The organism is Ferruginibacter sp., assembly GCF_031391665.1.
In the GTDB taxonomy this organism is placed as follows: domain Bacteria; phylum Bacteroidota; class Bacteroidia; order Chitinophagales; family Chitinophagaceae; genus Ferruginibacter.
Genome location: NZ_JANMUN010000068.1, coordinates 34,739 through 58,803 on the forward strand (window position 1 = coordinate 34,739; position 24,065 = coordinate 58,803).

Here is a 24,065-nt window from a genome sequence, read left to right on the forward strand (position 1 = left end):
TAAAATTTATAAATAAAACTGAGATGGATAGCATAAAAGAAAATTATTCAATATTGAACAAAGGAAATAATAAATTACATTGCCTCCATTGTCTTTTGCTTATTGCCTGTTGCCTGTTGTCTGTTGCAACTTTTGCCCAAAAAGATACCACTAAAAAAGGAACCACAATTGATATCACTTCCTCTTACAAACCGGTTTTACGTAATGCAGTAAAAATAAATTTTGCAGCATCGCAGCTTAATGCCGATACCGGTAAACCCCAAATGAATTATGTGGTGCCTGCTCAAAATTTATTTTATTCTTATCAGCCCATATCTTTAAAGCCACTGGCATTGCAGCAGGATACTAATTTATATTTAGGCATGCGTAATTATTTAAAAGTTGGTTTTGGTAATTTTTCTACTCCTTATGTAAGTGCAGGTTTTAGTTTTGGCGATACTAAAACAAGTTTGCTCAATGTATATGCCGATTATATTTCCAGCAAAGGAAAAATAAAATATCAGGATTATTCACAACTTAATTTAAAAGCAACAGGCAGTTATTTTACTGCAAAGAACGAAGCATATGGCAGTGTAAACTACAGCCAGAATGATGTGTATTTATATGGATACGATCATGCATTGTACAATTATAAAAAAGACAGTGTACGCAACCAGTACCAGGATCTGATGCTTAAAGCCGGTATTCGTAACACCGTTGTTGGCGATTTTGGAATTAAATACAATCCCAATGTGCAGGTAAATATTTTTACCGGTAAAAATAAATTAAGCGAAAGTTCTTTAATTATAACCGCACCTCTTGAAAAACAATTTGGCGAAGCCATGGCAATAAAAGTAGAAGGCCGTGCCGATATTACAAGTTACACTACAAAAGATTTAACGAGCAATGTAAAAATTACCAATAATGTTTTTCAGGTAGCACCGGCATTAACTTTTGCATCGCCGCAGTTTACCATTAATGCAGGTATTACACCAACCTGGGATAATGGCACTTTTATTTGGCTGCCCAATGTATATGCTGAGGTACAGGTAAAAGAAAAAGTTTTTATGATACAGGCAGGATGGGTGGGCACTTACACAAAAAATACTTTTCGTAATCTGCTAAACATTAATCCTTACCTGCAAACTATTACAGCACAAAAAAATACAAAAGAAATTGAGTACTATGGTGGCATAAAAGCTACACTCGGTAAACACTTTAATTTTAGTGCAAAGGCAGGTTTAATAAGTTATACCGATATCCCTTTGTTTATAAATGATACTGCAACAGATAATAAATCTTTTAAAGTAGTGTACGAAAGCAAAGCCAATAATTTTCGTGTACATGGCGACTTAAGTTATATCAGCCAGGATAAATTTACGGTAACAGCTGGCTTAACTTTAAATGGTTACACCGGCTTTAATACCAATGGAAAAGCATGGAATACTGTGCCTATGGAATTCACCAGTTCTTTACGCTGGTGGGCATTTAAGCAGGTGTTGCTTAAAGGAGATTTTTATATGTTTGGCGGCGGAAATTATTTGGCAAAAGGCAATACTTCAAAAAACTTTAGCGGTGGAACCGATTTAAGCGCAGGTATGGAATTTAAAGTAAATAAAACTTTTAGCGCATGGCTTGATGTAAATAATATTTTAAATAATAAATACCAGCGCTGGCATAATTACGAAGTGTATGGATTAAATGTTTTGGGTGGTGTAAGGATAACATTTTAATGCAGCCTGCAAATTGGAAAAGTATTTTATAAATTTACAGTAAGCAATGTCCAATTTTCAACGCCCAATAAAATACAAGTGTATTTATTGAGATGCGCTTTCAGCAATGCAACAAAAAGTTTAGTACTATACGTTTACATTGATTATTGAACATTGAGCGTTGAATATTGACTATTTTTTTGGAACCAGCTTCAATAATTCTATTTAACATCGTTGTGTCACTCACTTTTACTGCATACCTTTGCTCAACGCCTTAAATTCAATGCAACATTTAATTGCTTCATATCTTTTTCAAAATAAATACTGTGCCTTACCGGGCATTGGTACTTTATCGTTAACTGCCGGTAAAGCCGCCACCGATTTTCTCGACAAAAAAATTAAAGCACCGCTTACTGCAATCACTTTTAGCGAAGCTGAAAATATAATGGACGGATTGCCGGAATATATTGCAGCAACAACAAACAGCGATAAGTACGAAGCAACAGAAGCCTTAGAACACTTTTGTGACGATATAAAAAAATCGCTGAATAATAATGAACCTGTTATACTTGAAAGTGTCGGTCAATTTTTTGTTGATGGTTCTGGCAGTATAAAATTTCAACCCATTGATTTGCCCAAAGTTTTTTTGCAGGATGTAAATGCAGCAAGAGTAATTCACCCCGAAGCGGAACATCATATTTTGGTAGGCGATAAGGATAGTACCAACACATTAATGACTGAATACTTTAGTGAAGAAGCGCCTGTAAAAAAGAGCCGTTGGTGGATATGGGCAATAATAATTGTATCAATTGCATTACTGGCATTACTCATTTATTCTAATAGTTTAAACGCTTCTTCAATGGCAGGTAACGCAATGCCCATACAATAAATACGTAATGAAACTAAGTACAAGAATAATATTGTTCTGCATTTGCTGCCTTACATTTATAAGCTGCGACAGGGTAACAAAAGATCTTGCCAAAGAACATTTAAAAGATAAAGCCACAAAAACATACCTGAATGATACGGTAAGATTACAATATGTTGAAAATACCGGGGCGGCTTTAAGTTTGGGGGACGATTTACCAAAGCAGGTTAGTTTTTGGTTGTTAAGTATTTTACCATTGCTAATTTTATCAGGATTATTTATTTACACTTTAAAAAACCTGCAGCAAATGGGAGCGATGAAAGTATTTTCAATTGCACTTGTTCTTTCTGGGGGTATAGGAAATATTATCGACCGACTTTTATACGACAGGCATGTCACCGATTTTTTAAATGTGGGCATCGGTAATATTCGTACAGGTATTTTTAATGTTGCCGATGTTTGTGTTACCTCGGGTGTAATTGGGCTATTAATTTTTTTTAACGAAAAACGAAATAAACCAACCATTAATACCAACCAAATTGCCCCTCAATAAAGTAGTACTGCATGATTCAATATACTAACTGCCCCATTTGTTATTCTCCAAATATTGCTCCACAACTAAACGCAAAAGATTATACCGTTTCGCAAAAAGAATTTGCTGTTTGGCATTGCAAAAATTGTACAGCAGGGTTTACGCAGGATGTGCCGGCACAAAATGAAATTGGGGTATATTATCAGTCGGATAATTATATTTCTCACAGCGATACTAAAAAAGGTTTTGTAAATACTTTATACCATTGGGTACGAAGCCGCACTTTAAATAAAAAAAAGCAATTACTTATAGATGAAGTGGGCATGGTGAAAGGAGAAATGTTAGATATTGGTTGTGGCACCGGGGCGTTTTTAAACACCATGAAAACTGCAGGCTGGGGTATTACCGGTTTAGAACCCGATGCAACCGCAAGGGCAAAAGCTGCAGCATTATATTCCATACAACCGCTTTCCTCCGAAAAAATATTTGAATTAAAACCTTCCACCTACCATGCCATAACAATGTGGCATGTGCTGGAGCATGTGCATGAATTGCATGAATACATAAAACAATTATCAACCTTACTTACACCCAACGGAAAAATATTTATTGCTGTACCCAATTATACTTCTAAAGATGCAGCAATTTATGCAGCGCAGTGGGCAGCTTACGATGTGCCCCGGCATTTGTATCATTTTTCTCCTCCAGCAATGCAGCAATTAATTGCTCAGCACAATTTAAAAATCACTGCTATTAAACCTATGTGGTACGATAGCTTTTATGTGAGCATGCTCAGCGAAAAATATAAAAATGGTAAAGGAAATATTATCAAAGCATTTATTAATGGCTTTATATCTAACTTAAAAGCATTGGGAGATAAAACAAAATGCAGTTCGGTTATTTATGTTATCAGTAAAGTATAAGCACTAAACAAAAGGTAATTTGCAAACGATAGAGCAAGTAAACTTTAAAAACCCTCATTTATTTTCGCTTTAGCTTCTTTCCAAATCATCTGCATTTACTTTTATCATTTTATAAGCGTCATCATGTGCGGCATTAATTATTTCAACCATTCCTTTATTGCCTGCCAACTCCGAATTTATGATTAGAGCAACCTGTACATGATTATCGTAACCAATGATCAGGGTATTTAATTCACCAGCATTTTGTGAGCCGGGGAATCCTCCATTTTTCCAGTAAAAACCAATGCCTTCAGATGTATTGCCAATTTGGTCGTAGCCTAATAATTCATTTTTCATTTTATTACTTAGCCAGCTGGGTAAAATATTTTCTGTATAATGAACTGTTCTAAAAAACTTTGCCAGTTCTGCTGCAGACATTACCCAGCCTTTTGAGCCAGCTACTAAAACTTGGTTCCCAAAATCGGTACCTGCTTTATTGTTGTGCGGAAAGTGATAACACATTCCTGTTTTAAATGCTTCGGCTTCGCATTTTAGTTTTGGCAGCCCTGCTTTTGTAAATAATTCTTTTTGCAAATAGTCAATATAATACGCAGCATATTCGGCGGCCTGTAAAATATCAATACCCGTGCCGCCCTGCGCATTTTTAGAAACAGGGTATTTTGCCAGGTCAGGAATTAATAAACGCATAATGGCAAAGTTTTCTCCCTGGTATTCTCTTACTCCAATGTCCGCAGTTTTTACACCTGCTGCCATATCTTTTTTTAATGCGGCATAATCTAATCCGCCACTAAAACGAAAACCCGATGTATGATTTAACAATTGCTGAAAAGTAATGCCCCGAAGGCTTTGGTGTACCTGCCAGTGGCTGGGTAAAAATTTATAAAAGGATGATTCCAGACTTACATCTTCCCGCTGGTACAATACTTTTAATAAAGCAACTGCAGTTATTGCTTTACTTACGCTGGCTGTATGAAACTGTATGTTGGTACTCATTTCCAGTGGCGGTGTGTTTATGAGTGTACGGGCCTGTCCCCCGGCTCTTTTTACTTTCCAGTTTTCTTTATACGAAACAACAAAGGCATAACCCACACAGTTTCCTTTAAAGCCATTTTCAATGGCGTTGGCAAATTTTTCAAAATCAAAACTCATTTTAAAAAAGTTTAATGGTTAATAAAAATTGATTGTTATGGATTGTACACTATAAAATGAAACTCTGAATCAAGATCCTCATTAGAAAAACCCCTGGTGAATATTTCAAATACTCCGGCCCCGATGTACCTTGCTCTTATAACTCTGGCATTTCCTGGTGTGGCAGTAATTACGGAAGATGCCGTACTTCCGGTAACAGTAATCTCATAAGTACCCTCTGAAACTCTTACGCAACTAAAATTTGGGGTTCCTCCTGCCTTAGTACCATTATCGTTGATCCTTCCATATGCAAGCGGCAGTAGATTATATGCTGAAGTGGTAGCAGTGGCTGTTATTCTTCCATCGTCAATTGTCATTTCAGTTCCTGAAACTTTTAATTTTCCTGCTACATGCAGCCGTTCATCCGGGGATGAAGTGCCAATACCTGTTTTGTTAGTAAAATTGTTTATAAACACTTCGCCACCTAATTGCACCTGTGTATTGCCGTTAACAGCAGTAAGCGATACATTGCCGCTGGTAGTTGCTTCTAACAATCCAACCGGGACACCACTGGCACTCATTTGTACCGAAGAGCCACCCGATACTGTTTTTTGAAAACTAAACATATCGCTTCCATCAAACCGCATAATCATTCTGCCATTGGTGTTACCACTATTGGTACCAAAGCGAAGATTATCGCCTGATAATTGTACAAAACCTGTACTAACCCCAGCACTTTTCAATTGCAGTATGGCAGCAGTATTATCAATTATCATAGAACTGTTGCTGCGAATATTACCACTAACATCCAACCGTTCGGATGGGCCTGCTGTGTTGATACCTACATTGTCGCCTATATTAAATAATTGTCCGCTGCCACCACCCGTCCATGAATCATTGTTAATTAAAATTTTCCAGCCGCCGCTTTGCCGCTGATTTAATTCGTTAGTACTTAAATTGTAAATCAGCAATCCTTCCGCCGGCGATACAATGGCATTACGTTGCGTTGTTGTCATGCTGGGTAACAGCAATCCTTTGGTAGTACTGCTAATATGCAGGGCTGCACTGCTGTTGGGTGCGGCTGTGCCTATGCCTACACTTTGTGCAGCCAATAAATGGCATTGCACCAAAACCCATAAGCAGAGAATTATTTTTTTCATATAGTTTGTTTCATTTTTTATGATAAAGAATCCAATTCAATTAATAATTGCAGCAACTTTCCTTTCTTAATATCGCTGCCAAAAAATTTAATTGCCTGTGGTACTATGTAGTTTTTTTCAATAACAAACAGGCTGTTGTCAGGTTCCTGCGGGCAGTTTGGTAAATAAACAAACTGCAGCCATTCGCTAAAATCTTCGCCGGTATCTATTGTTCTTTTTTCAAATTCTTTTACCCAGGCAGGGGTTTCGTTTTTCCATACACCAGTTCTCCTCATTTCATCCCTTACTTCATTTATTTTTTCTGCTATTAAATTTATCTCTGTCATGTATGGTTGTTTGCATGGCTAAGCTATGTACAGAAAGCAGCATCAGTATGTGCAAAAAAGTGAATGGATATAATTATTTATTGAAAGGTGCGTAAATTGTATTTTACTTATTTAATGGTAGCAGCAATGAGCAAACGGATGAATAATACAAAAAAGGGTGTATATTTTTGTATTATTAAGTGAACCATAAACTTTTATATCGCATTTGTTTATGCTGGCTGTTGCTTGTATCTGTTGCATTTACTTCAAAAGCACAGCAGCTATCTTTCCGTCATTTAGGAATAGCCGAAGGCCTGCCCAGTAATATAATTGGCCATGCCTGTTTTGATAGCACTGGTTTTGTATGGATGGCTACCAACGACGGATTGATAAGCTATGATGGTACCCGTATTTCGCAATACCTTAAAGAAACACACCCTGCGCTGCCCCGTAATGAAATTGGGTTTTTATTTTGCGACAGCCGCAACCGTATTTGGATATGCACCAATGAGGGCCTTGCATTGATGGATGAAAAACGCAGAATAACCCGGGTGATAATTCACGACAGTTTGAAAAATGCCAATATTGATTTTTGTTTTGAAGTAGAAGGGTTAGGCATTATTGCCAGCAGTACCCGAAAAACATATTTACTGCCCCAGGGAAAAACCCAGTGGCAAGTGCTAAACTGGTTTGATAAAAATATAAGAAAAGGCGCAGGCATTACCAACCTGCGAAAATTTAATGGAACAAGCTATATGTTTGTGATGGACAATAAGGCAATGCTTATAAATTTTGCCAACCAAAAAATATTGACCGATGTGCCGATAGAAAACCTTTCAAGTATTTGCAAACTAAACGATAAAGAAGTGCTTGCTACATCCGATGAAAGTTTTATACTGTATAAAATTAATATCGGCATAAACAGCATTGTAAAAATTTACAATACAGTTAAAGATGTTAAGGGCGTTTTTATTAAAGCCTCCATATTTGCCAGCAGTACCGCAGCTGATGGTACTATTTATCTTTCTACCCGTTCGGGTGGCTTAATAGGATTTGATGCAAGCAAAGAAATATTTTACAGCTATCGCCACGAGGCACTAAACAGCAATACTATATCATCAGATATATTGCGATGGATATTTTGCCGCAAGGATGGGTATATAATCATTACATCTACATCGGGCCTCAACTATACCAATGTGCTTAGCGGCATGTTTGAGCAGCGAAGTAATTTTATAGATGAAAAAGGTAAAATTATAAACGGCGGCATAACAGGTGTAGGCGAAGATATTAATGGTAATATTTGGATTAAAGGCATTAATAAACTTTTTATTTGGAACCCCAAAAGCAATACTTCAACAAATATTACATCGCCACTTGCCAAGATACCCGTTGCCGAAACAACAACCGAATCTGGAACTATATACAAAGACAACCAGCACAATATGTGGGTAACCTATAATGGAAAGGGCCTTGCAAAATTTAATGCAGATGGGCGGCTGATAAAATTTTTAAGTACACATACAAAATCACTTCCGGTAAACGGTGTACGGGTAGTGCGGCAACTACCCAACAGCGTGATGATAGTAGGTGCAGATAACAGGTTATTTATGCTGCACCCCCAAACCTTTACTATAGATAGCTTTGATACACACCCACTGCTAAAAGCAATTGCAAAAAAAAGAATAGTTGATATGCTGCCCGATGGCGATAAAATATGGATAGCATCATCGCCAAACGGTGCTGCCTATTGTTATAATTTTAAAGAAAAAACTTTAGCCACTTATACAACAGCAAATGGCCTAAGCTCCAACAGGGTATATTGCCTTGCAAAAGATTCTGCCGGCAGTATGTATATTGGTACTTACGATGGTTTAAATATTATTAACCCTCAAGGCAGCATAACCATTATTAACAAGCATAACGGGCTGCGACACCCACGGGTAGAAAATATAGTAACCGACAGGCTGGGAAAAGTGTGGATCACAAATTTTAATTCCTTAATCAGTTACAATCCTGCTACTAAAACTTTTCAGCATTTTGATGAACGAAATGGTGTAAGCAATGCAGGTTTTTCGGTAGTGGGCAACACCACAACCAAAGCTGGTAAAATAATTTTTAGCAATAGCGGCCTGCTTGTGGTTGACCCCAACGATGTAAAACCTGAGCAACAATATAAACCCGCCTTAGTAGTACACCGGTTGTACGATGATGGGGGCTATGAGTTGTTGCAGCCCAAAGATTCTATAAAACTTGAGTATGACAATGCCAAACTTTCTCTGTATTATTTAACCAATACACTAATTACCAGCAACCGTTTTTTTTATCATTATAAATTACAAGGATTAGATAGCGGATGGCAGCAGCCCACTAAAAACAACCAGGTAACTTATAACCTAAAGCCGGGCAAATACCATTTTCTTATTCAAACATCTTACAACGAAGGGGGCTGGATAAATAATGATACACGGATTACAATAATAGTATTGCCGCCGTGGTGGCAAACCTGGTGGTTTAGAATTTTTGCAATAGGTATTGTTGGCTTATTTGTTTTTTATTTATTCAGACGCAGGGTAAAAACAATAAAAAATAAAGCAGCTATAAAGCAACAACTGGCCGAACTGGAAGCCAAAGCCATAAGGGCACAGATGAATCCGCATTTTATTTTTAATTCGTTAAATGCCATACAGGAATGTATTGTAACAGAGAAAGTTGATGCAGCTTATGATTACCTGTCAAGATTCTCTAAATTATTAAGGTTGGTTTTAGATAATTCCGACAGGAATTTAATTCCGCTTAGCAGCGAACTGGAAACTATTGGCTTGTATTTATCACTGGAGTCGCTCAGGTTTAGCCAGTCATTTGGCTACGAAATAATAGTGGATGAAAATCTGGATAAGGAAGATATTTATATACCTTCCTTATTGTTGCAGCCATTTGTTGAAAATGCTATCTGGCATGGCCTGATAAATAAAGAAGGGGAGAAAAAACTGTTGCTGCACTTTAGCGAAAAAATAGGCAGGCTTGAATGCGTGATTGAAGATAATGGCGTAGGCAGAGCTAAGGCCGAAGCAATAAAACAGCAAAAACTGGCAGCCGCTAAACTGGAATCAAAAGGCACAAAACTGGCTTTGCACCGTATTGAAGTTTTAAATGAGCAGCATCCTGGATCTGCTGTTATTGAAATTATTGACTTAAAAGACAGCAACGGAAATGCTGCCGGTACAAGAGTTATAATTAATTTGTCAGCGCAATTATCTGTAAATAAAAAAAGCAGTAATGATTAAAATCCTTATAGTTGATGATGAACAATCGGCAGGCCGCATATTAAAAGTATTGCTTGAAAAACATATACCGGGTGATAAGCAAATTGAAATTTCCAATAAACCAACCGAAGCTTTATCATTACTGGAAACATTTAAACCATCGCTGGTAATGCTGGATATTGAAATGCCCGGCATGAATGGATTTGATTTTATGAACCAGGCCAGCGAATGGGATTTTGACGTCATCTTTACCACAGCCTATGATAAATATGCAATCAAGGCAATCAGGTTCAGCGCATTGGATTATTTGTTGAAACCAATTGATATTGTTGATTTAAAAAATGCAGTGAACCGGCATATTGTAAAAATGCAAACAGCAACGGCAAGCTCTCAACAGCCATTGGTAGATAATCTTATTTACAACCTGCGGCAAAAAAGCCAGGAGCATTTCAAGCTGGCATTATCAACTAATGAAGGTGTTTTTTTGTACAACCCCCAAGACATTGTATTACTTGAGGCCAGTAGTAATTACACAAAATTCTTTTTTGCTAATCAGAAAACATTAATCGTGTCAAAGACGTTGAAAGAATATGAAGATATATTACTGGATCATCAGTTTTTAAGAGTGCATAAATCCTACCTGGTAAACAAAGGTCATGTAATTAAGGTTGATAGGGAAGGGGTGCTGGAATTAAATAATAAAATGCACATTCCTGTGTCCAGGCGCAGAAAAGCAGAAATATTGCAATGGTTTAATCAAATTTAACAAAACTCTTTTGCAGACGTAAATCTAATTCAAAGTTATCTCAAACATTTTTGGCCAGCGCTTGCCTGTAATAAATAATTTTTTTGTAGTGCTGTCGTAAGCAATACCATTTAATACATCAGTTCTTTCAGGAATAATTTCTTTTGGGAAATATTTTTCTTTTAATCCCTGCAAATCCATTTTACCTATTACATGTCCGCTTGCTGGGTCAATTTTTATAATAAAATCTTCTCCATAAACATTGGCATACACAAAGCCATCGATATACTCCAGCTCATTAATAGAATCAATAGGAACTCCATCTTCTGTAACGGCAACAGTATTTTTCAACCTGAAAGTTTCAGCATCAACAAAATATAAATTGGCAGTACCATCACTTATAATTAAATCAGTGCCATTATTGGTAATACCCCAACCATCGTATTGCCACTTAAAAGTTTTAACTGGTTTGTCAATATTATTTACATCATACACATACACAATATTATTTTTCCAGGTTAATTGGTAAATTTTACCTTTAAAAATATTGATGCCTTCTCCAAATATTTCCGCAGTACCCATCAGGTGTTTTTTTTCTACCTTACCTGTTTTTAAATCGGTGATGCGTAAAGACGAAGTTTCGTAATCGCCTGTTCCTTCATATAATTTGCCATTATACATTTGCAACCCTTGAGTATAAGCACTGGTATCATGCGGATAAATGTTTACAATATTGTAAGCAATTTTTGGAGCGTCTTTATGTACAAGATCAGGATCAATATCAATTGTTTTATCTCCGCCATTGCAGGCAGCTAAAAAAATAACCAGTGCTAAAGCGAAAGTGTATTTCATAATTTAAATGTATCAGCAAATGTAATAAACTGCAACTGATGTACTGGCTTTTTACTTATAAAATATTGTAAATGTCTGCATTTTAAAATATTTTACAGCAATCACAAGACTGGAAATCCAAAACAGTTAAAGTGACGAATGCCTCAATGACTAATTTCCGAACTTGTATAAATTACATTGCGCTCACTCAAATAATTCAGTATAAAATTAAAACAATTTTCGTCCATGCCCACCAGCTCCGGGGGAAAAACTCCTTTAGCTGTAAATAAATTATTTATTAGCATGTTTACTGCGGCTGTTGCGGTATAACCGGTTGTGCGGCTCATGCTGCTGGTTTGTGTTACTGCATCATATTCATCGTACAACAGGTAATTAATAGTTTTGCCTTCACCTTTTATTGCAATGGTCATCAAGGTAAATTCTTCTTCAGCAGCACCTAATTTCCATTGATCAAAAAGCAATGCTGAAGTAAATTCTAATGGAGATATCTGTTGCCCTTTAAAATTGACAGGAGCAGTATTTAAAAAACCTGCTTTAATTAACCCTTTCATTAAATCAATATGGCCGGGGTACCGCAATGTTTTTTCTTTCATATTCGGAATATGATTCATCGTAAATAAAATACTGCGTAAACCATCGGTATTAAAAGATTCCAGCGTACCCACTTTTTCAAAATCAATTAACTCAGCATCGCTTAATGCAGGTTTGGTAACAATATTTCCATTTTCCACATAACGGGCCGGCCTGGTATATTCTTCCAGTACATCAATGGGAGAAAAAGGAGCTTTGTATTCAAAAGGTTTTGTTCTTTTCTTTGGCAATCCACCCACCATGCAGTCAAAAATTTCAATTTTCATTCTAGCATTATGATACCCCAGAATTAAATTGCTCATGCCGGGTGCCACACCACAGTCAACAATAGCCGTAACATTTTTTTGTTTTGCCAGCGCATCTAACTGCAAAGCATCTTCGGGAAAAAAAGAAATGTCCACTACATTTTTTTGTGCCGTAATAATAGCTTCTAAAGTTTTATAACCCATAAAACCCGGTACTGCACTAATTATAAAATCAAAATCTTTCAATAAAATTTTATAATTACTGTAATCACTTAAATCAGTTTGTACAATTGTAACAGATTTATTTTTTTGTGCAAGCAGTTGCAACGATTGCTCACTTACATCAAAAGAAGTAACAGAATAATTTTTGGCAAGGTCAATTGCCATGGCACGGCCTACCATACCGGCACCTAAAATTGCTATTTGCATAAAATATGTTTTTTACCTTGAAGCTCCAGCTTCAAGTTCGTTGTAATTGTTACATTTACTCTGAGCAACTAAGGCCCGGTAATTATTATCTTTTGTTTAAACGCTTCCGAGGTTCCATTCATCATGATGGAAATATAGGCGGAGTGCCTGTAGAAATGAGCGTATGCCTGCAGAATGTACATGCTACAAAAATAATTCTTTATATTGCATTTTATAATAAAATGGGTTAAATATAGCCAATGAAAATTTATCAATCCTTACTGACTTTTTTTATTATCTGTATCACATTTTGTAACAATGTCACAAGTCAGAATACCGATTTAAAATTTTATGATATTATTAGAGATGATAGTATTGTTATGTACTTTAATGAAAGTTACAATTTTACTGAGCAAAAATGTGCACAAAACCGGCGGTACACAAGGATAGATAGTTTTGGTGATTTTTCTAAATCGTTTATAGATCTTAATACACTGGGGAACGTTATTGGCAGAGGAAATTATAACGAAGGTTCAATGGAAGGCTATTTTGAGGTATTTTATTCTAATGGGCAGATAAAGTGTAACGGGAAATACAAAAATGGTAGTCCAATTGGCGAGTGGTTTTATTTTTACCCCGACGGAAAGATTGAAAGAAAACTTTTGATTAACGTGGCGGATACTTTTTTAATTGATTTTTATAAGCCAAATGGGGAACAAACAGTAAATGGTGGGAAAGGCTTTTTCGATGGAGAGGTTTTCGGGAACGATCGCTTTTTTAATACTAAAATTATGGCAAAGGGAGAAGTAGTCAACGGCAAACCAGAGGGAAAATGGTTATCCTATCTTAGAAGTAATCCCTATTGTACTGAATATTATAAGAATGGTGTTTTCGATTATGGTAATTTCAGTAGTGTTATGGAAAAGAATAAGAAGTACACTGGTAAATCATATCTTAATAAATACTTTCTGTCATCCTATATTGAAAGTTTAGACCAATTTAAAACGGCTCAATGCTATGATTATAAAGATGACACAGTTGTTAATACACAAAGTAAAAACAATACAAAGCTTGAACTCAATAATTTCCGGTCGTTTGTAAATGATGCGATTGGCGCTATTCTTCAGCGGGATTTTAGAAATGGTGATTACAGCGAATACCAGCAGGGTAGTAACCTGTTTAAACTTTCTTTTAAAGTTAAAACTGATGGATCACCAATGGATTTTAAAAAGCTAACCAGTTGGGGCGACCAATATTTTAATCCGGTTACAAATGCTCTGTCAATGCATGCAAAATTCCCAGCATTCGATAGAGTAATATACTTTCACCTGATTGTTATTAAGAGCCCTAGTAATACAGTTAGTTATCAATACAAATTTTCTAATGATTCAGACGACGGGTTTTAGTTTGACATTTATCATTACTTCTTCTTACTCACCAAATTTAATGGAGCGATAATATTTTTAAAAAGGAAAGTTTTACATGACCCTATTATTTCCGCCTAAACTCCTACATAGAAACTCCAAATTAATTGAATAGTCCATTGATTTAAATATTCAAATGACTAACCAATACTTTTAAAACAAATACGATGATTAAAATGAGCTATATTCTCTAAAGCTTACAACCGTTTCCCTAATATTTTTACACTTCTTTCAATACCATCAAGTATGGCTATGTTTTTCAAATGGCCCCATTCTTCAAATTCAAGAGCAGTAAATAGTTGCAGGCTCGGAATATTATGAGCAAAAATATAGCCCAGTAAATTTTTTATATTGTACGCAGGAGCGGTATCCATACAATATTGTAATACAGCTTTGCCATAACCTTTTCCTCTTTGTAAAGGATGCAGATAAATACTTATTTCTGCGGTAGCATCATAAGCCGGCCTGCCATAAAAAGATTGAAAGCTAACCCACCCAATTATATTTTTATTATCATCTTCCACCATCCACAGCGGACGTTTATCTGCACTATGCTCATCAAACCATTCTTGCCTGCTCTCCACAGATAAAGGAGTTGTATCGGCAGTAACCATTCTGCATTCAACAGTTGAATTATAAATTTCAACAATGGTTGCTAAGTCACTTTGTATGGCATCACGAAATTTCATTTTAATAAAGTTAACCTAAAAATTTAAAAGCTGTCAGGCTGAACTTGTCGAAGCCGGATTACTTCCGCAGAGTCTTTCAAAAAAATATAGAAGCTTGAATAAACTCAACCTGGCATACTAACGATTTACTCTACTGTTTTACTTTTTCTTTTTCACCAACTTCAACTCACTGATAATATTTTTTGCTCCGGCAAATTTATCTACAATAAATAAAACATACCTGATGTCCACCATTATGTTTCTGCAAATATTTTTATCATAATTGATATCACTCATGGTGCCTTCCCAAACACGGTCGAAGTTTAAGCCTACTAAATTGCCGTACGCATCTAATGCAGGACTGCCACTGTTACCACCGGTGGTGTGGTTAGCAGCAATAAAACAAACAGGTTGTTTTCCATTAACACCATATTGCCCAAAATCTTTTTTATTATACAGGTCAATTAATTTTTGCGGCACATCAAATTCATAATCTCCGGGTTTATATTTTTCCATCACGCCGTCCAGGTAAGTATAAAAATTATATTGCACGGCATCTCTTGCAATATATCCTTTTACATTTCCGTAAGTTAAACGTAAAGTGCTGTTGGCATCAGGATAAAATATTTTTTTTGTAAACACATCCATTTGCGCCTGCATGTAAGTGCGTTGCAACTCGTTAATAGTATTTTGTAGTTCATTTAATTTTGGCGATACTTTTGCTGCATAGGTTTTAAAAATATCGCTGTACAAAACTACAGCAACATCATTAGAGATGCTTTGAATGCCGCTGGCGCCCACACCATTAATCAAATTCTTTGTTTTGTTTAAATCGGCCAGCGATGTTTGGCTGTAGATAGATTTTGCCAATGCTGCAAATGAGTTGCCATTTTCTGCTAAAAGTTTTTTCAGCAGCGGAGAAACATTTTCTTCCTTCTGGTTGTTTACATACATTTCCATCAATACTTCAAATAATTTTTGATCAACTGTGGCATTGTATTCTCCAAAAGTGCCGGTTAATTTTTCACCAACTTCGGTAACGGATTTTTTATAAGTTGCTTCATCTTTTGTAAAGGCAGTTACTACCGAATTGGCATTTGCAGCAATGCCAAACAATTCTATTTTTGAAATTATTTCATTGTAATAATCACGGGCCAAAGCATAAGGTTCTATATCTGCATAAGCCTGTTTTATTTTTTTTAAAAGATCAGCATAGGCAATATTCATTGCCGGTTGAGATAAAACAATTTTTTCAAAACTGGCTTCCAGCTCCTGCTTTTTACCTACTGCATTAGAAGAGCGTAAACCCAGCACTTCGCCTTTCCATTTTTTATAAGCATTTTCTATACCTGCATATTTTGCTGCGTATTGAATTTTTATTTGTTCATCTTTACGCATAAAACTGTTCAGTACATCCAATGCTTTTTCACGTATGGCAATTTTAGCAGGGTCGCTAACATTCATTACTTGCTCCACTGCAGCAGAATGTAAATATTCTGTTGTTCTTCCCGGAAAACCAAACACCATGGTAAAGTCGCCTTCTTTCATCCCATCTAAAGAAATATTTAAACTGCGTTTAGGTTTGTACGGTACATTATCGGCTGAGTAATCTGCAGGTTTATTATCCTTACCTGCATAAATGCGGAACATGCTAAAATCTCCTGTATGGCGTGGCCACATCCAGTTATCAGTATCCTTGCCAAAATTACCAATGGAAGAAGGTGGGGCACCAACTAAACGTACATCTTTATAAGTTTCGGTAATAAACATAAAGTATTTATTACCCTCAAAAAAGGGGCGGATTACAATATCCTGGTAGCTTTCTTTTTTTATATTTTTTTTATACCCGTTAATATTTTTATCAATAGCACTTTGCCTTTCTCTTTCGCTCATGCTGGTAGTAATGCCATTTAGTACAGTTGCTGTTACTTCATCAATACTAATAATAAATGTGGCAAATAATCCGGGGTTTTGTAATTCCTGCCCGTTGTTGTAAGCCCAAAATCCATCACGTATATAATTGTTTTGTAAAGAAGAATGATTTTGTATGGCATCAAAACCACAATGATGATTGGTTAACAGCAACCCTTTATCTGAAATAACTTCGGCAGTACAAAAACCACCAAAACTTACAATGGCATCTTTTAAACTTCCTTTACTTATACTGTAAATATCACTGGCATTAATTTTCATTCCCATTCTCTTCATTTCTTTTTCATTCAATGCAGCCAGCAGTTGCGGCAGCCACATGCCTTCATCGGCAAAACCTCTGGCAAAAAAAGAAAGGGTAATTACAAGCAATAAAAAGTGTTTTTTCATAAATGCATTTTAGGTAACAAAAATAGCGAAATGTTTATTGGTATTAATAGTGGTAATGAAATGAAAATGCAATAGACTTTATCCAAACTGGATTATGTAAAATTAATTCAAAGAGCTTCTTACATTACAGCTCAAAAATAATCGGATCATTAGTTAATTCATATCGCTCATTAAGCACACTTGCATTAATATACTTAGTCCCCGAATTTTCTACGGTTCCGTATGCTTCATGTATATGTCCGCATATATGAACACGGGGTTTAATTTCATTTACCCGGGTTAATAGATCTTCACATCCAACATGCTCTCCTTTTTTAGTGCTGTCAAGAATGCCTGATACAGGACCATGTGTAAGTAAGATATCAGTGTCAGAAGGAATTAAATCCCAATGTCTCTTTATCTGCTCACCTCTGTAACGGTTAAAAGCCCAATCAAAAAACCAGGGAGTAATGGGTGAGCCCCAAATTTTAATATTGTTAATTGTTGCACCGCTATCGTTTAAATAAATAACATTTTCAGGAATAATTTTTTCAATTTCCCCAATTGATGCTCTCTCAAAATAAAAATCATGATTGCCGGCAATTAAAATTTTGTATTCATAATTTTGATGGCTAAACCAATGTAAGAAATCAATTATTGATAGTTCATCACCTCTCATTGAAATATCACCAGCATGAATTAAAGCATCACCCGGTGGAAGTTTAAGCTGTTTATGATAACCGTGAGAGTCGGATATTGTTACAAATTTCAAAATATAATTGGTTTCATTTTTTCAATTATCTTACTCCTTTCAATTCCTTAACTTTTCCTAAGTAAGCTTCAAACTCCTTCAAGCCAATGCTGCTTAAATTTTGTTCTTTTGTAACCATAGCTTTTTGTGCAGCCAGTACGCCATACCGTATGTCGTCAAATCCCTCAATGGTATGGGCGTCGGGGTTAATGGAGATGAGCACATTTTTTTGCAGTGCATAATCAATATGGCGCCAGTCAATATCAAGGCGGCGGGGGTGAGCATTTAATTCTATTACTACATTATTAGCAGCGCAGGCATCAATAATTTTTTTATGATCAACCGGATATCCTTTGCGGCTCAGCAATAATCTTCCCGTCATGTGGCCGAGTATTGTTGTATATGGATTTTCAATAGCCTTCAATAAACGCAGCATCGCTTTTTCTTCACTCATTTTTAAATTGCTGTGTACAGAAGCAATCACTACATCAAAAGTAGCAAGTATGCTGTTGCTGTAATCGAGGCTGCCATCATTTAAAATATCAGATTCAATACTTTTAAAAATTTTAAAGCCGGTTATTTTTTCATTCAATTCATTTACATACTGGTGTTGTGCTGCAATTTTTTCTTCACTCAATCCCTGTGCATAAAAAGCACTTTTGCTGTGGTCGCTGATAACTAAATATTCAAAGCCCTTTTCTTTAGCCGCTTTAGCCATTTCTTCAATGGTATTACTGCCATCGCTCCAGTTACTGTGGCTGTGGATGATGCCTTTTATATCGCCGGTTTGTATAAGGTGGGGTATTTTTATTGACTTCGCTTTTTCAATAACACCTGCAGTTTCCCTTAAACAGGGTGGAATAAAATTTATTTTGGCTTGCTCAAATATTGAAATATCACTATTATTATAATTAATGCCGGTAAACTGTTGCTCAAATGCTGTTGTAAACTCGGCACTGCCGCCGGTGGTAAATACACGTTTCTTAAAGTTTTCTGTTCCGGTGTACAGCCTCAGGCGCAACCCATTTAATAGTTTATACAGCAAACTATCGGGTGTTTCATCAAGTAATTCTGGCGGGTTGGCACTTACAAACCTGGGTTTTATCAGTTCGTTGGTGCTGTTTATTACAAATTCCAGCTCGTCAATAATTTCTGCCTGCCTTTTAAAAGCACCGGTAATAAAAACGTTTTCTGCCGAAAATAATTTTTCTAAATAAGTAATAATTTGCGGTGCTACTTCTTCTACCTGCGGATATAAATAACTGCCCTGGTTGTGTAAATAATATTCAATAGTTTCAATAATATTTTGTTGCGTTTTTTCACCAAAACCTTTATATAATTTCAAACGGTTTTCCTGGCAGGCATATAATAATTCACCCACACTTTCTATTTCCATCTCTTTCCAAATAGTATGTATTTTTTTTGGACCAATACCTTTTATGTTCAGCAATTCAATAACACCCTGCGGTGTTTTTACAATCATTTCCTGCAATAATTTTAACTCACCTGTTTGTAAAAGTTCAATAATTTTTTTTGCTGTCGATTCACCAATACCTTTTATAACACTAATTTTTTCTTGTGGTGTATTGCTTAATTGTTCTGGTAAATTTTCAACATGATAAGCTGCAATAGCATAAGTTTTTGCCTTAAAACTATTTTCGCCATGTATGTCCATTAACTTGCTTAAAAGAGAAAAATTTTCGGCAATTTGGTAATTATCCATGTTTCAAAAGTAATAAAATCAAAAATAAGGAAGTGGTCATTTTTTTAAAATGACAAAAAAACAAGCTGTAATTTTTATAAAATTGAATGCAAAAAATAAAAATGAGTTGAAATAAAAAGCAAAAAAAAGTTGTATCGCAATCAAGTATCTAAAAATATTTTCATCAACTTATTTAAAATTATTTTTTGTAAGTGTATAAAAATTAAAGTAAAATCTAAAAAATGCTCTTGGCTGTAATACAGTGTCACAAAGGGTTACAAAATAAAAAGCCCCGGTAAAATTACCAGGGCTTCCGTATTTTTTTGCTTTAAAAAGCAAAGCTTACTTTTTCTTAGCAGCCTTCTTTGCAGCTTTTTTAGGAGCAGCTTTCTTTGCAGCTTTTTTAGGAGCAGCTTTTTTTGCAGCTTTTTTAGGAGCAGCTTTTTTTGCAGCTTTTTTCTTTGTTGCCATTTTTTTAAATTTAATTGGTTAGTAAATAATACTTAAAAATAGAAATATTTATCAAACTAACAAAAAAAATTAAAAAATATTTAAGCCGTAGCCTCAACAGCATTGACAGAAACTATATTTTTATCTCCTTTACTTTTTCTGAATTCAACCAATCCATCGGTTAATGCAAAGATGGTGAAGTCTCTTCCAACACCAACATTTTTACCGGGATGATAAACTGTACCACGTTGACGGATGATGATGTTACCTGCAAGTACTGCCTGGCCACCATAAATTTTTACACCTAATCTTTTGCTTTGTGAATCTCTGCCGTTTTTTACGGAACCTTCACCTTTTTTGTGTGCCATGTCTTAAAAGTTTATTCGTTAATTAGTTTATCAGTTTATCAGTTTATTGGTGCGATGGATAAAATGTTTTTATTACTAAACAAATTAACCATTAAACCAATTAACTTTTTTTAAGCTATTGCTGTTACTTTAATGTGAGTGTACTGGGTACGGTGACCATGCTTTTTACGGAAACCTTTTCTCCTTTTCATTTTAAAGGCAATTACTTTTTCGCCTTTAATAAGATCGCTGATAATTTCAGCTTTAACCACAGCTTTTACATCAGATCCTGCAACAACGCTTCCGTTGTTATCGGTCATCAATACTTCGGCAAATTCTACCTGGTCTCCGGTTTTGCCTTCAATGTGCGGCACATATAAACTGTCGCCTGCTTTTACTTTAAATTGCTGACCTGCTATTTTTACTACTGCTAACATAAATATCCCAAATTTAGGACGGCAAAGGTAAGGGTTTAAACCGTAATTTGGCGCAGTAAAACATAAAAATATCCCCGATTGGGCATTTTGAGGGCAAAGCTGCTTTTTTTAACTGAAAACCAGTATTTCGCAATGCGCCTGCGTACATAAACAATATATATTCGCTCTAAATTATGCAGTATTTCTTGCGTTTTATACAAATCCTGTACAGTGTTTACGGATTTATCTTATTCACGGCCTTTCTTTTACTGATATTCCCACTGGTGGTAATAGCTTCTTTTTTTGGTAAAATACAAGGCGGCAACTTTATATATAAGCTTTGCCAGCTTTGGGCCGATTTTTTTTTACTGATGATGGGCATCCGGCAACAATATATATATGAGAGCAGGCCCGATACCAAAAAACAATATGTTTTTGTATTTAATCATATATCGTATTTAGATATCCCGCTTTTAATGAAGGCCATCCGCAAACAACACTTCAGGGTTCTGGGAAAGGCCGAAATGGCAAAAATTCCCATCTTTGGTTTTTTATACAGAAATACGGTTGTACTGGTTGAAAGAAGCAGCGCCGCAAAAAGAGCTAAAAGTGTGCTGCAGTTGAAAAGCGTAATTAAAAAAGGCATTTCAATTGTAATAAGCCCGGAGGGTACATTTAATACAACACACCAGCCATTAAAAGAATTTTATGATGGAGCCTTTAGGGTTGCGATTGAAACGCAAACACCTATTAAGCCTATTTTATTTTTAGATGCTTACGATCGCTATCATTACGATAATATTTTTTCACTAACTCCGGGTAAATCACGAATTGTTTATTTAGAAGAAATACCTGTGGAAGGATTAACCACAAAAGATGTGCATTGGCTGAAAGAAAAAATGTATAATGTAATGGCAGAAAAATTGATTGAATATAAAGTGAGCTGGATAAAACCCCAAACCCCTGAAGGGGCTTTCTAAAAGAAAAATTATTTTCAGCCTCCTGCACAAATTGTTTCTTTAATTTTAAATATCAGCATCGCTCAATGAATGTAAACAATGAAATGTTATTTACTGAACCTTCCTCCGGCCTGTGGGCCGAAATAATTTTGCCATTGGCATTGCCGCAGAATTATACTTATACCATTCCTGTTGAATTAATGGATAAAGTAAAACCCGGCTGCAGGGCAGAAGTGGAATTGAAAAATAAAAAATATGCAGGCGTTGTAAAAAATATTTTAGATAAAGAACCTTCTTATAAAACTAAACCTATAATAAATGTATTGGATGATGAAGCCATAGTATATCCGCAGCAATTGCAGCTTTGGCAATGGATGGCACAATATTACATGTGCAGCGAAGGAGAAGTAATGGCAGCGGCTTTACCTGCACATTTTAAATTAAGCAGCGAAACAATTTTATTATACAATGAAGAAGCCGGTGATGATTTTTCGCATTTGGGTAATGAAGAGTTTTTAGTGGCCGAAGCCTTGCTGATAAAAAAAGAATTACGCTTATCAGAAGTGCAGCAGATACTCGACATTAACCATGTTTACCCTATTATAAAAAAACTGATTGAAAAAAAAGTATGTTTTGTATGGGAAAGCATGGATGAAAAATACAAAGCCAAAAAAGAAAATTATGTGTTGCTCAACCCCATTTATAACAATGACGATGAGCTAAGTAAAAAATTAAACGAGTGGAAAGGTGCCCCCAAACAAATGGAATTGCTTTTAGCTTATTTGCATTTGGAAAAAACTGAAGGTGATGTTTTGCAAACAGCATTATTAAAAAAATCGGGTGCAACAGTTGCACAGTTAAACGGCCTGGTAGAAAAAAATATTTTATTTGTAGAAAAACGGAGTGTCGACAGAATTAAAACCATGCCCCGCAATATGGATGTTGATTTTGAATTTAGTGCGGCCCAGCAAGAGGCAAGTGATGCAGTGGCAAAAAGTTTCACCAATAAAAATGTTTGTTTATTACACGGAGTTACCGGCAGCGGCAAAACACAAGTGTATGTAAAGCTGATGGAAAAATATTTTCAGCAGGGTAAACAGGTATTGTATTTATTGCCGGAAATTGCATTGACGGCACAAATTATTCGTCGCCTGCAAAAACATTTTGGCGGCAACATTGCTATCTATCATTCTAAATTTAATGATAACGAACGTATAGAACTGTGGAATAAAATAAGAACCGGTGAAATAAAAATGGTATTGGGTGCAAGAAGTTCATTGTTTTTGCCTTTTAAAAATTTAGGGTTAATAATTGTTGATGAAGAACATGATTCCTCTTACAAACAACATTACCCTTCGCCACGATATAATGCAAGAGATGCTGCTATTTATTATGCTAATATTTTTAATGCACAGGTTTTATTAGGCAGTGCCACCCCTTCTGTTGAAAGTTATTTTAACGCCACCAATGATAAATATGCATTGGTGGAACTGAATGAAAGATTCGGCGGCATCAATTTACCCTCAATAGAAATTATTGATGTAAGGCAGGTGGCGCAAAAAGGAAAAGTGATGATCAGTCCGCAGTTAAAAGAGGCCATGCAAAAAACGTTGGATGCTGATCAGCAGGTAATTTTATTTCAAAACCGCAGAGGTTATAATCCGTATTTAATTTGTGGTGCCTGTGGTTTTATTCCGCAATGTGAGCATTGTTCAGTTTCATTAACGCTGCATAAGTACAGTAATAAATTGCATTGTCATTATTGTGCCAGCCAGTACCCCAAATTAATTACGTGCCCGGCCTGCGGCAGTAATAATTGGTTAGAGAAAAATTTTGGTACCGAAAAAATTGAAGAACAACTGGAAGAAGATTTTCCAAAAAATAAAATTGCAAGAATGGATGTGGATAGTGTGAGAGGAAAAAAAGCTCACGATAATTTAATACAATTATTCGAACAGCATCGGCTTGATATTTTAGTGGGCACACAAATGGTGGTTAAGGGGTTGGATTTTGATAAAGTAAGTTTGGTTGGCATTTTAGATGCAGACGGTTTACTGGCTTTTGCCGATTTCAGGGTCAATGAACGGGCATTTCAACTGATGGAGCAGGTAAGTGGCCGTGCAGGCAGAAAAAAAGAACAGGGCAAAGTTATCATCCAGTCAACCAATACAAAGCATCCTGTTTTGCAACTGGTGCAGCAACATGATTACAAACAGTTTTATGCCGGGGAGATCGAAAACCGCAAAGAGTTTTTTTATCCACCTTACAGCCGTATTATTTTACTCACTTTAAAACACAAGGATAAAAATATTGTAACAGCGGCTGCGGAAAAATTA

Annotated in this window: 21 protein-coding genes; 9 read left to right on the top strand and 12 right to left on the bottom strand. The window is 35.8% G+C overall.

From position 1 onward, the window contains the following. The first annotated feature begins 23 nt into the window (after positions 1-23). From ACY651_RS05070 to ACY651_RS05085, 4 genes are all read left to right on the top strand, one after another. Complete coding sequence (locus tag ACY651_RS05070; protein WP_462250359.1) at positions 24-1,712, top strand: TonB-dependent receptor; 1,689 nt, start codon at positions 24-26, stop codon at positions 1,710-1,712. Between the two features lie 262 nt (positions 1,713-1,974). Then, positions 1,975-2,580 (top strand): hypothetical protein, encoded by a 606-nt coding sequence (locus tag ACY651_RS05075; protein ID WP_462250361.1) that lies wholly within the window; start codon positions 1,975-1,977, stop codon positions 2,578-2,580. A 7-nt stretch (positions 2,581-2,587) separates the two neighbouring features. Then, the gene (gene lspA / locus ACY651_RS05080) at positions 2,588-3,112 is read left to right on the top strand and encodes a signal peptidase II (protein WP_462250363.1); all 525 of its coding nucleotides are present in this window, start codon (positions 2,588-2,590) and stop codon (positions 3,110-3,112) included. 11 nt (positions 3,113-3,123) lie between these two features. Next, a complete protein-coding gene (locus ACY651_RS05085) occupies positions 3,124-4,014 on the top strand; it encodes a class I SAM-dependent methyltransferase (protein ID WP_462250365.1) in 891 nt (296 codons plus the stop codon). A gap of 69 nt (positions 4,015-4,083) precedes the next feature. Here the strand turns inward: ACY651_RS05085 and ACY651_RS05090 are convergent, their stop codons facing one another. From ACY651_RS05090 to ACY651_RS05100, 3 genes are read right to left on the bottom strand one after another with little or no spacing between them, the layout of a single operon-like run. Next, on the bottom strand, positions 4,084-5,163 hold the full coding sequence (locus ACY651_RS05090; RefSeq protein WP_462250367.1) for a serine hydrolase domain-containing protein: 1,080 nt from the start codon (positions 5,161-5,163) through the stop codon (positions 4,084-4,086). Between the two features lie 35 nt (positions 5,164-5,198). Then, complete coding sequence (locus ACY651_RS05095) at positions 5,199-6,302, bottom strand: hypothetical protein (protein ID WP_462250369.1); 1,104 nt, start codon at positions 6,300-6,302, stop codon at positions 5,199-5,201. 17 nt (positions 6,303-6,319) lie between these two features. Then, positions 6,320-6,628 (bottom strand): YqcC family protein, encoded by a 309-nt coding sequence (locus ACY651_RS05100; RefSeq protein WP_462250371.1) that lies wholly within the window; start codon positions 6,626-6,628, stop codon positions 6,320-6,322. A 179-nt stretch (positions 6,629-6,807) separates the two neighbouring features. Here ACY651_RS05100 and ACY651_RS05105 point away from each other — a divergent pair, with 179 nt between their 5' ends. Then, complete coding sequence (locus ACY651_RS05105; RefSeq protein ID WP_462250373.1) at positions 6,808-9,894, top strand: sensor histidine kinase; 3,087 nt, start codon at positions 6,808-6,810, stop codon at positions 9,892-9,894. Next, positions 9,887-10,639, top strand: coding sequence for a LytR/AlgR family response regulator transcription factor (locus tag ACY651_RS05110; protein ID WP_462250375.1), 753 nt, complete (start codon positions 9,887-9,889; stop codon positions 10,637-10,639). Before ACY651_RS05105 ends, ACY651_RS05110 begins: the two co-directional genes overlap by 8 nt. Positions 10,640-10,663: 24 nt before the next feature. On the opposite strand, the gene ACY651_RS05115 is transcribed toward ACY651_RS05110, so the two are convergent. Both ACY651_RS05115 and ACY651_RS05120 read right to left on the bottom strand, forming a co-directional pair. Then, positions 10,664-11,470: a glutaminyl-peptide cyclotransferase gene (locus tag ACY651_RS05115; protein WP_462250377.1), complete on the bottom strand. Its 807-nt coding sequence runs from the start codon at positions 11,468-11,470 to the stop codon at positions 10,664-10,666. 143 nt (positions 11,471-11,613) lie between these two features. After that, positions 11,614-12,735: a saccharopine dehydrogenase family protein gene (locus tag ACY651_RS05120; protein WP_462250379.1), complete on the bottom strand. Its 1,122-nt coding sequence runs from the start codon at positions 12,733-12,735 to the stop codon at positions 11,614-11,616. Positions 12,736-12,974: 239 nt separating this feature from the next. Here ACY651_RS05120 and ACY651_RS05125 point away from each other — a divergent pair, with 239 nt between their 5' ends. After that, entirely contained in the window at positions 12,975-14,120 is a 1,146-nt protein-coding gene (locus ACY651_RS05125; protein WP_462250381.1) for a toxin-antitoxin system YwqK family antitoxin, read from the top strand. A 215-nt stretch (positions 14,121-14,335) separates the two neighbouring features. Here ACY651_RS05125 and ACY651_RS05130 read toward each other — a convergent pair whose 3' ends face one another. The 7 genes from ACY651_RS05130 to rplU form a co-directional block, all read right to left on the bottom strand. Beyond that, on the bottom strand, positions 14,336-14,827 hold the full coding sequence (locus ACY651_RS05130) for an N-acetyltransferase family protein (RefSeq protein WP_462250383.1): 492 nt from the start codon (positions 14,825-14,827) through the stop codon (positions 14,336-14,338). A 138-nt stretch (positions 14,828-14,965) separates the two neighbouring features. Further along, positions 14,966-17,125 carry a S46 family peptidase gene (locus ACY651_RS05135; RefSeq protein ID WP_462250385.1) on the bottom strand — a complete coding sequence of 720 codons (2,160 nt, stop codon included), beginning with the start codon at positions 17,123-17,125 and terminating at the stop codon, positions 14,966-14,968. 124 nt (positions 17,126-17,249) lie between these two features. Continuing rightward, on the bottom strand, positions 17,250-17,876 hold the full coding sequence (locus ACY651_RS05140) for a metallophosphatase domain-containing protein (RefSeq protein ID WP_462250387.1): 627 nt from the start codon (positions 17,874-17,876) through the stop codon (positions 17,250-17,252). Between the two features lie 25 nt (positions 17,877-17,901). After that, entirely contained in the window at positions 17,902-19,578 is a 1,677-nt protein-coding gene (locus ACY651_RS05145; RefSeq protein ID WP_462250389.1) for a helix-hairpin-helix domain-containing protein, read from the bottom strand. A 321-nt stretch (positions 19,579-19,899) separates the two neighbouring features. Further along, entirely contained in the window at positions 19,900-20,028 is a 129-nt protein-coding gene (locus ACY651_RS05150; RefSeq protein WP_430989759.1) for a hypothetical protein, read from the bottom strand. Between the two features lie 80 nt (positions 20,029-20,108). Continuing rightward, positions 20,109-20,375: a 50S ribosomal protein L27 gene (rpmA, locus tag ACY651_RS05155; protein ID WP_462250391.1), complete on the bottom strand. Its 267-nt coding sequence runs from the start codon at positions 20,373-20,375 to the stop codon at positions 20,109-20,111. A gap of 110 nt (positions 20,376-20,485) precedes the next feature. Beyond that, positions 20,486-20,791 carry a 50S ribosomal protein L21 gene (gene rplU, locus ACY651_RS05160; RefSeq protein ID WP_462250393.1) on the bottom strand — a complete coding sequence of 102 codons (306 nt, stop codon included), beginning with the start codon at positions 20,789-20,791 and terminating at the stop codon, positions 20,486-20,488. 173 nt (positions 20,792-20,964) lie between these two features. Between rplU and ACY651_RS05165 the strand changes: the two genes are divergently transcribed. Continuing rightward, a complete protein-coding gene (locus ACY651_RS05165) occupies positions 20,965-21,750 on the top strand; it encodes a lysophospholipid acyltransferase family protein (protein ID WP_462250395.1) in 786 nt (261 codons plus the stop codon). A 65-nt stretch (positions 21,751-21,815) separates the two neighbouring features. Further along, a partial coding sequence (gene priA, locus ACY651_RS05170; RefSeq protein ID WP_462250397.1) for a replication restart helicase PriA occupies positions 21,816-24,065 on the top strand: 2,250 nt, incomplete at its 3' end.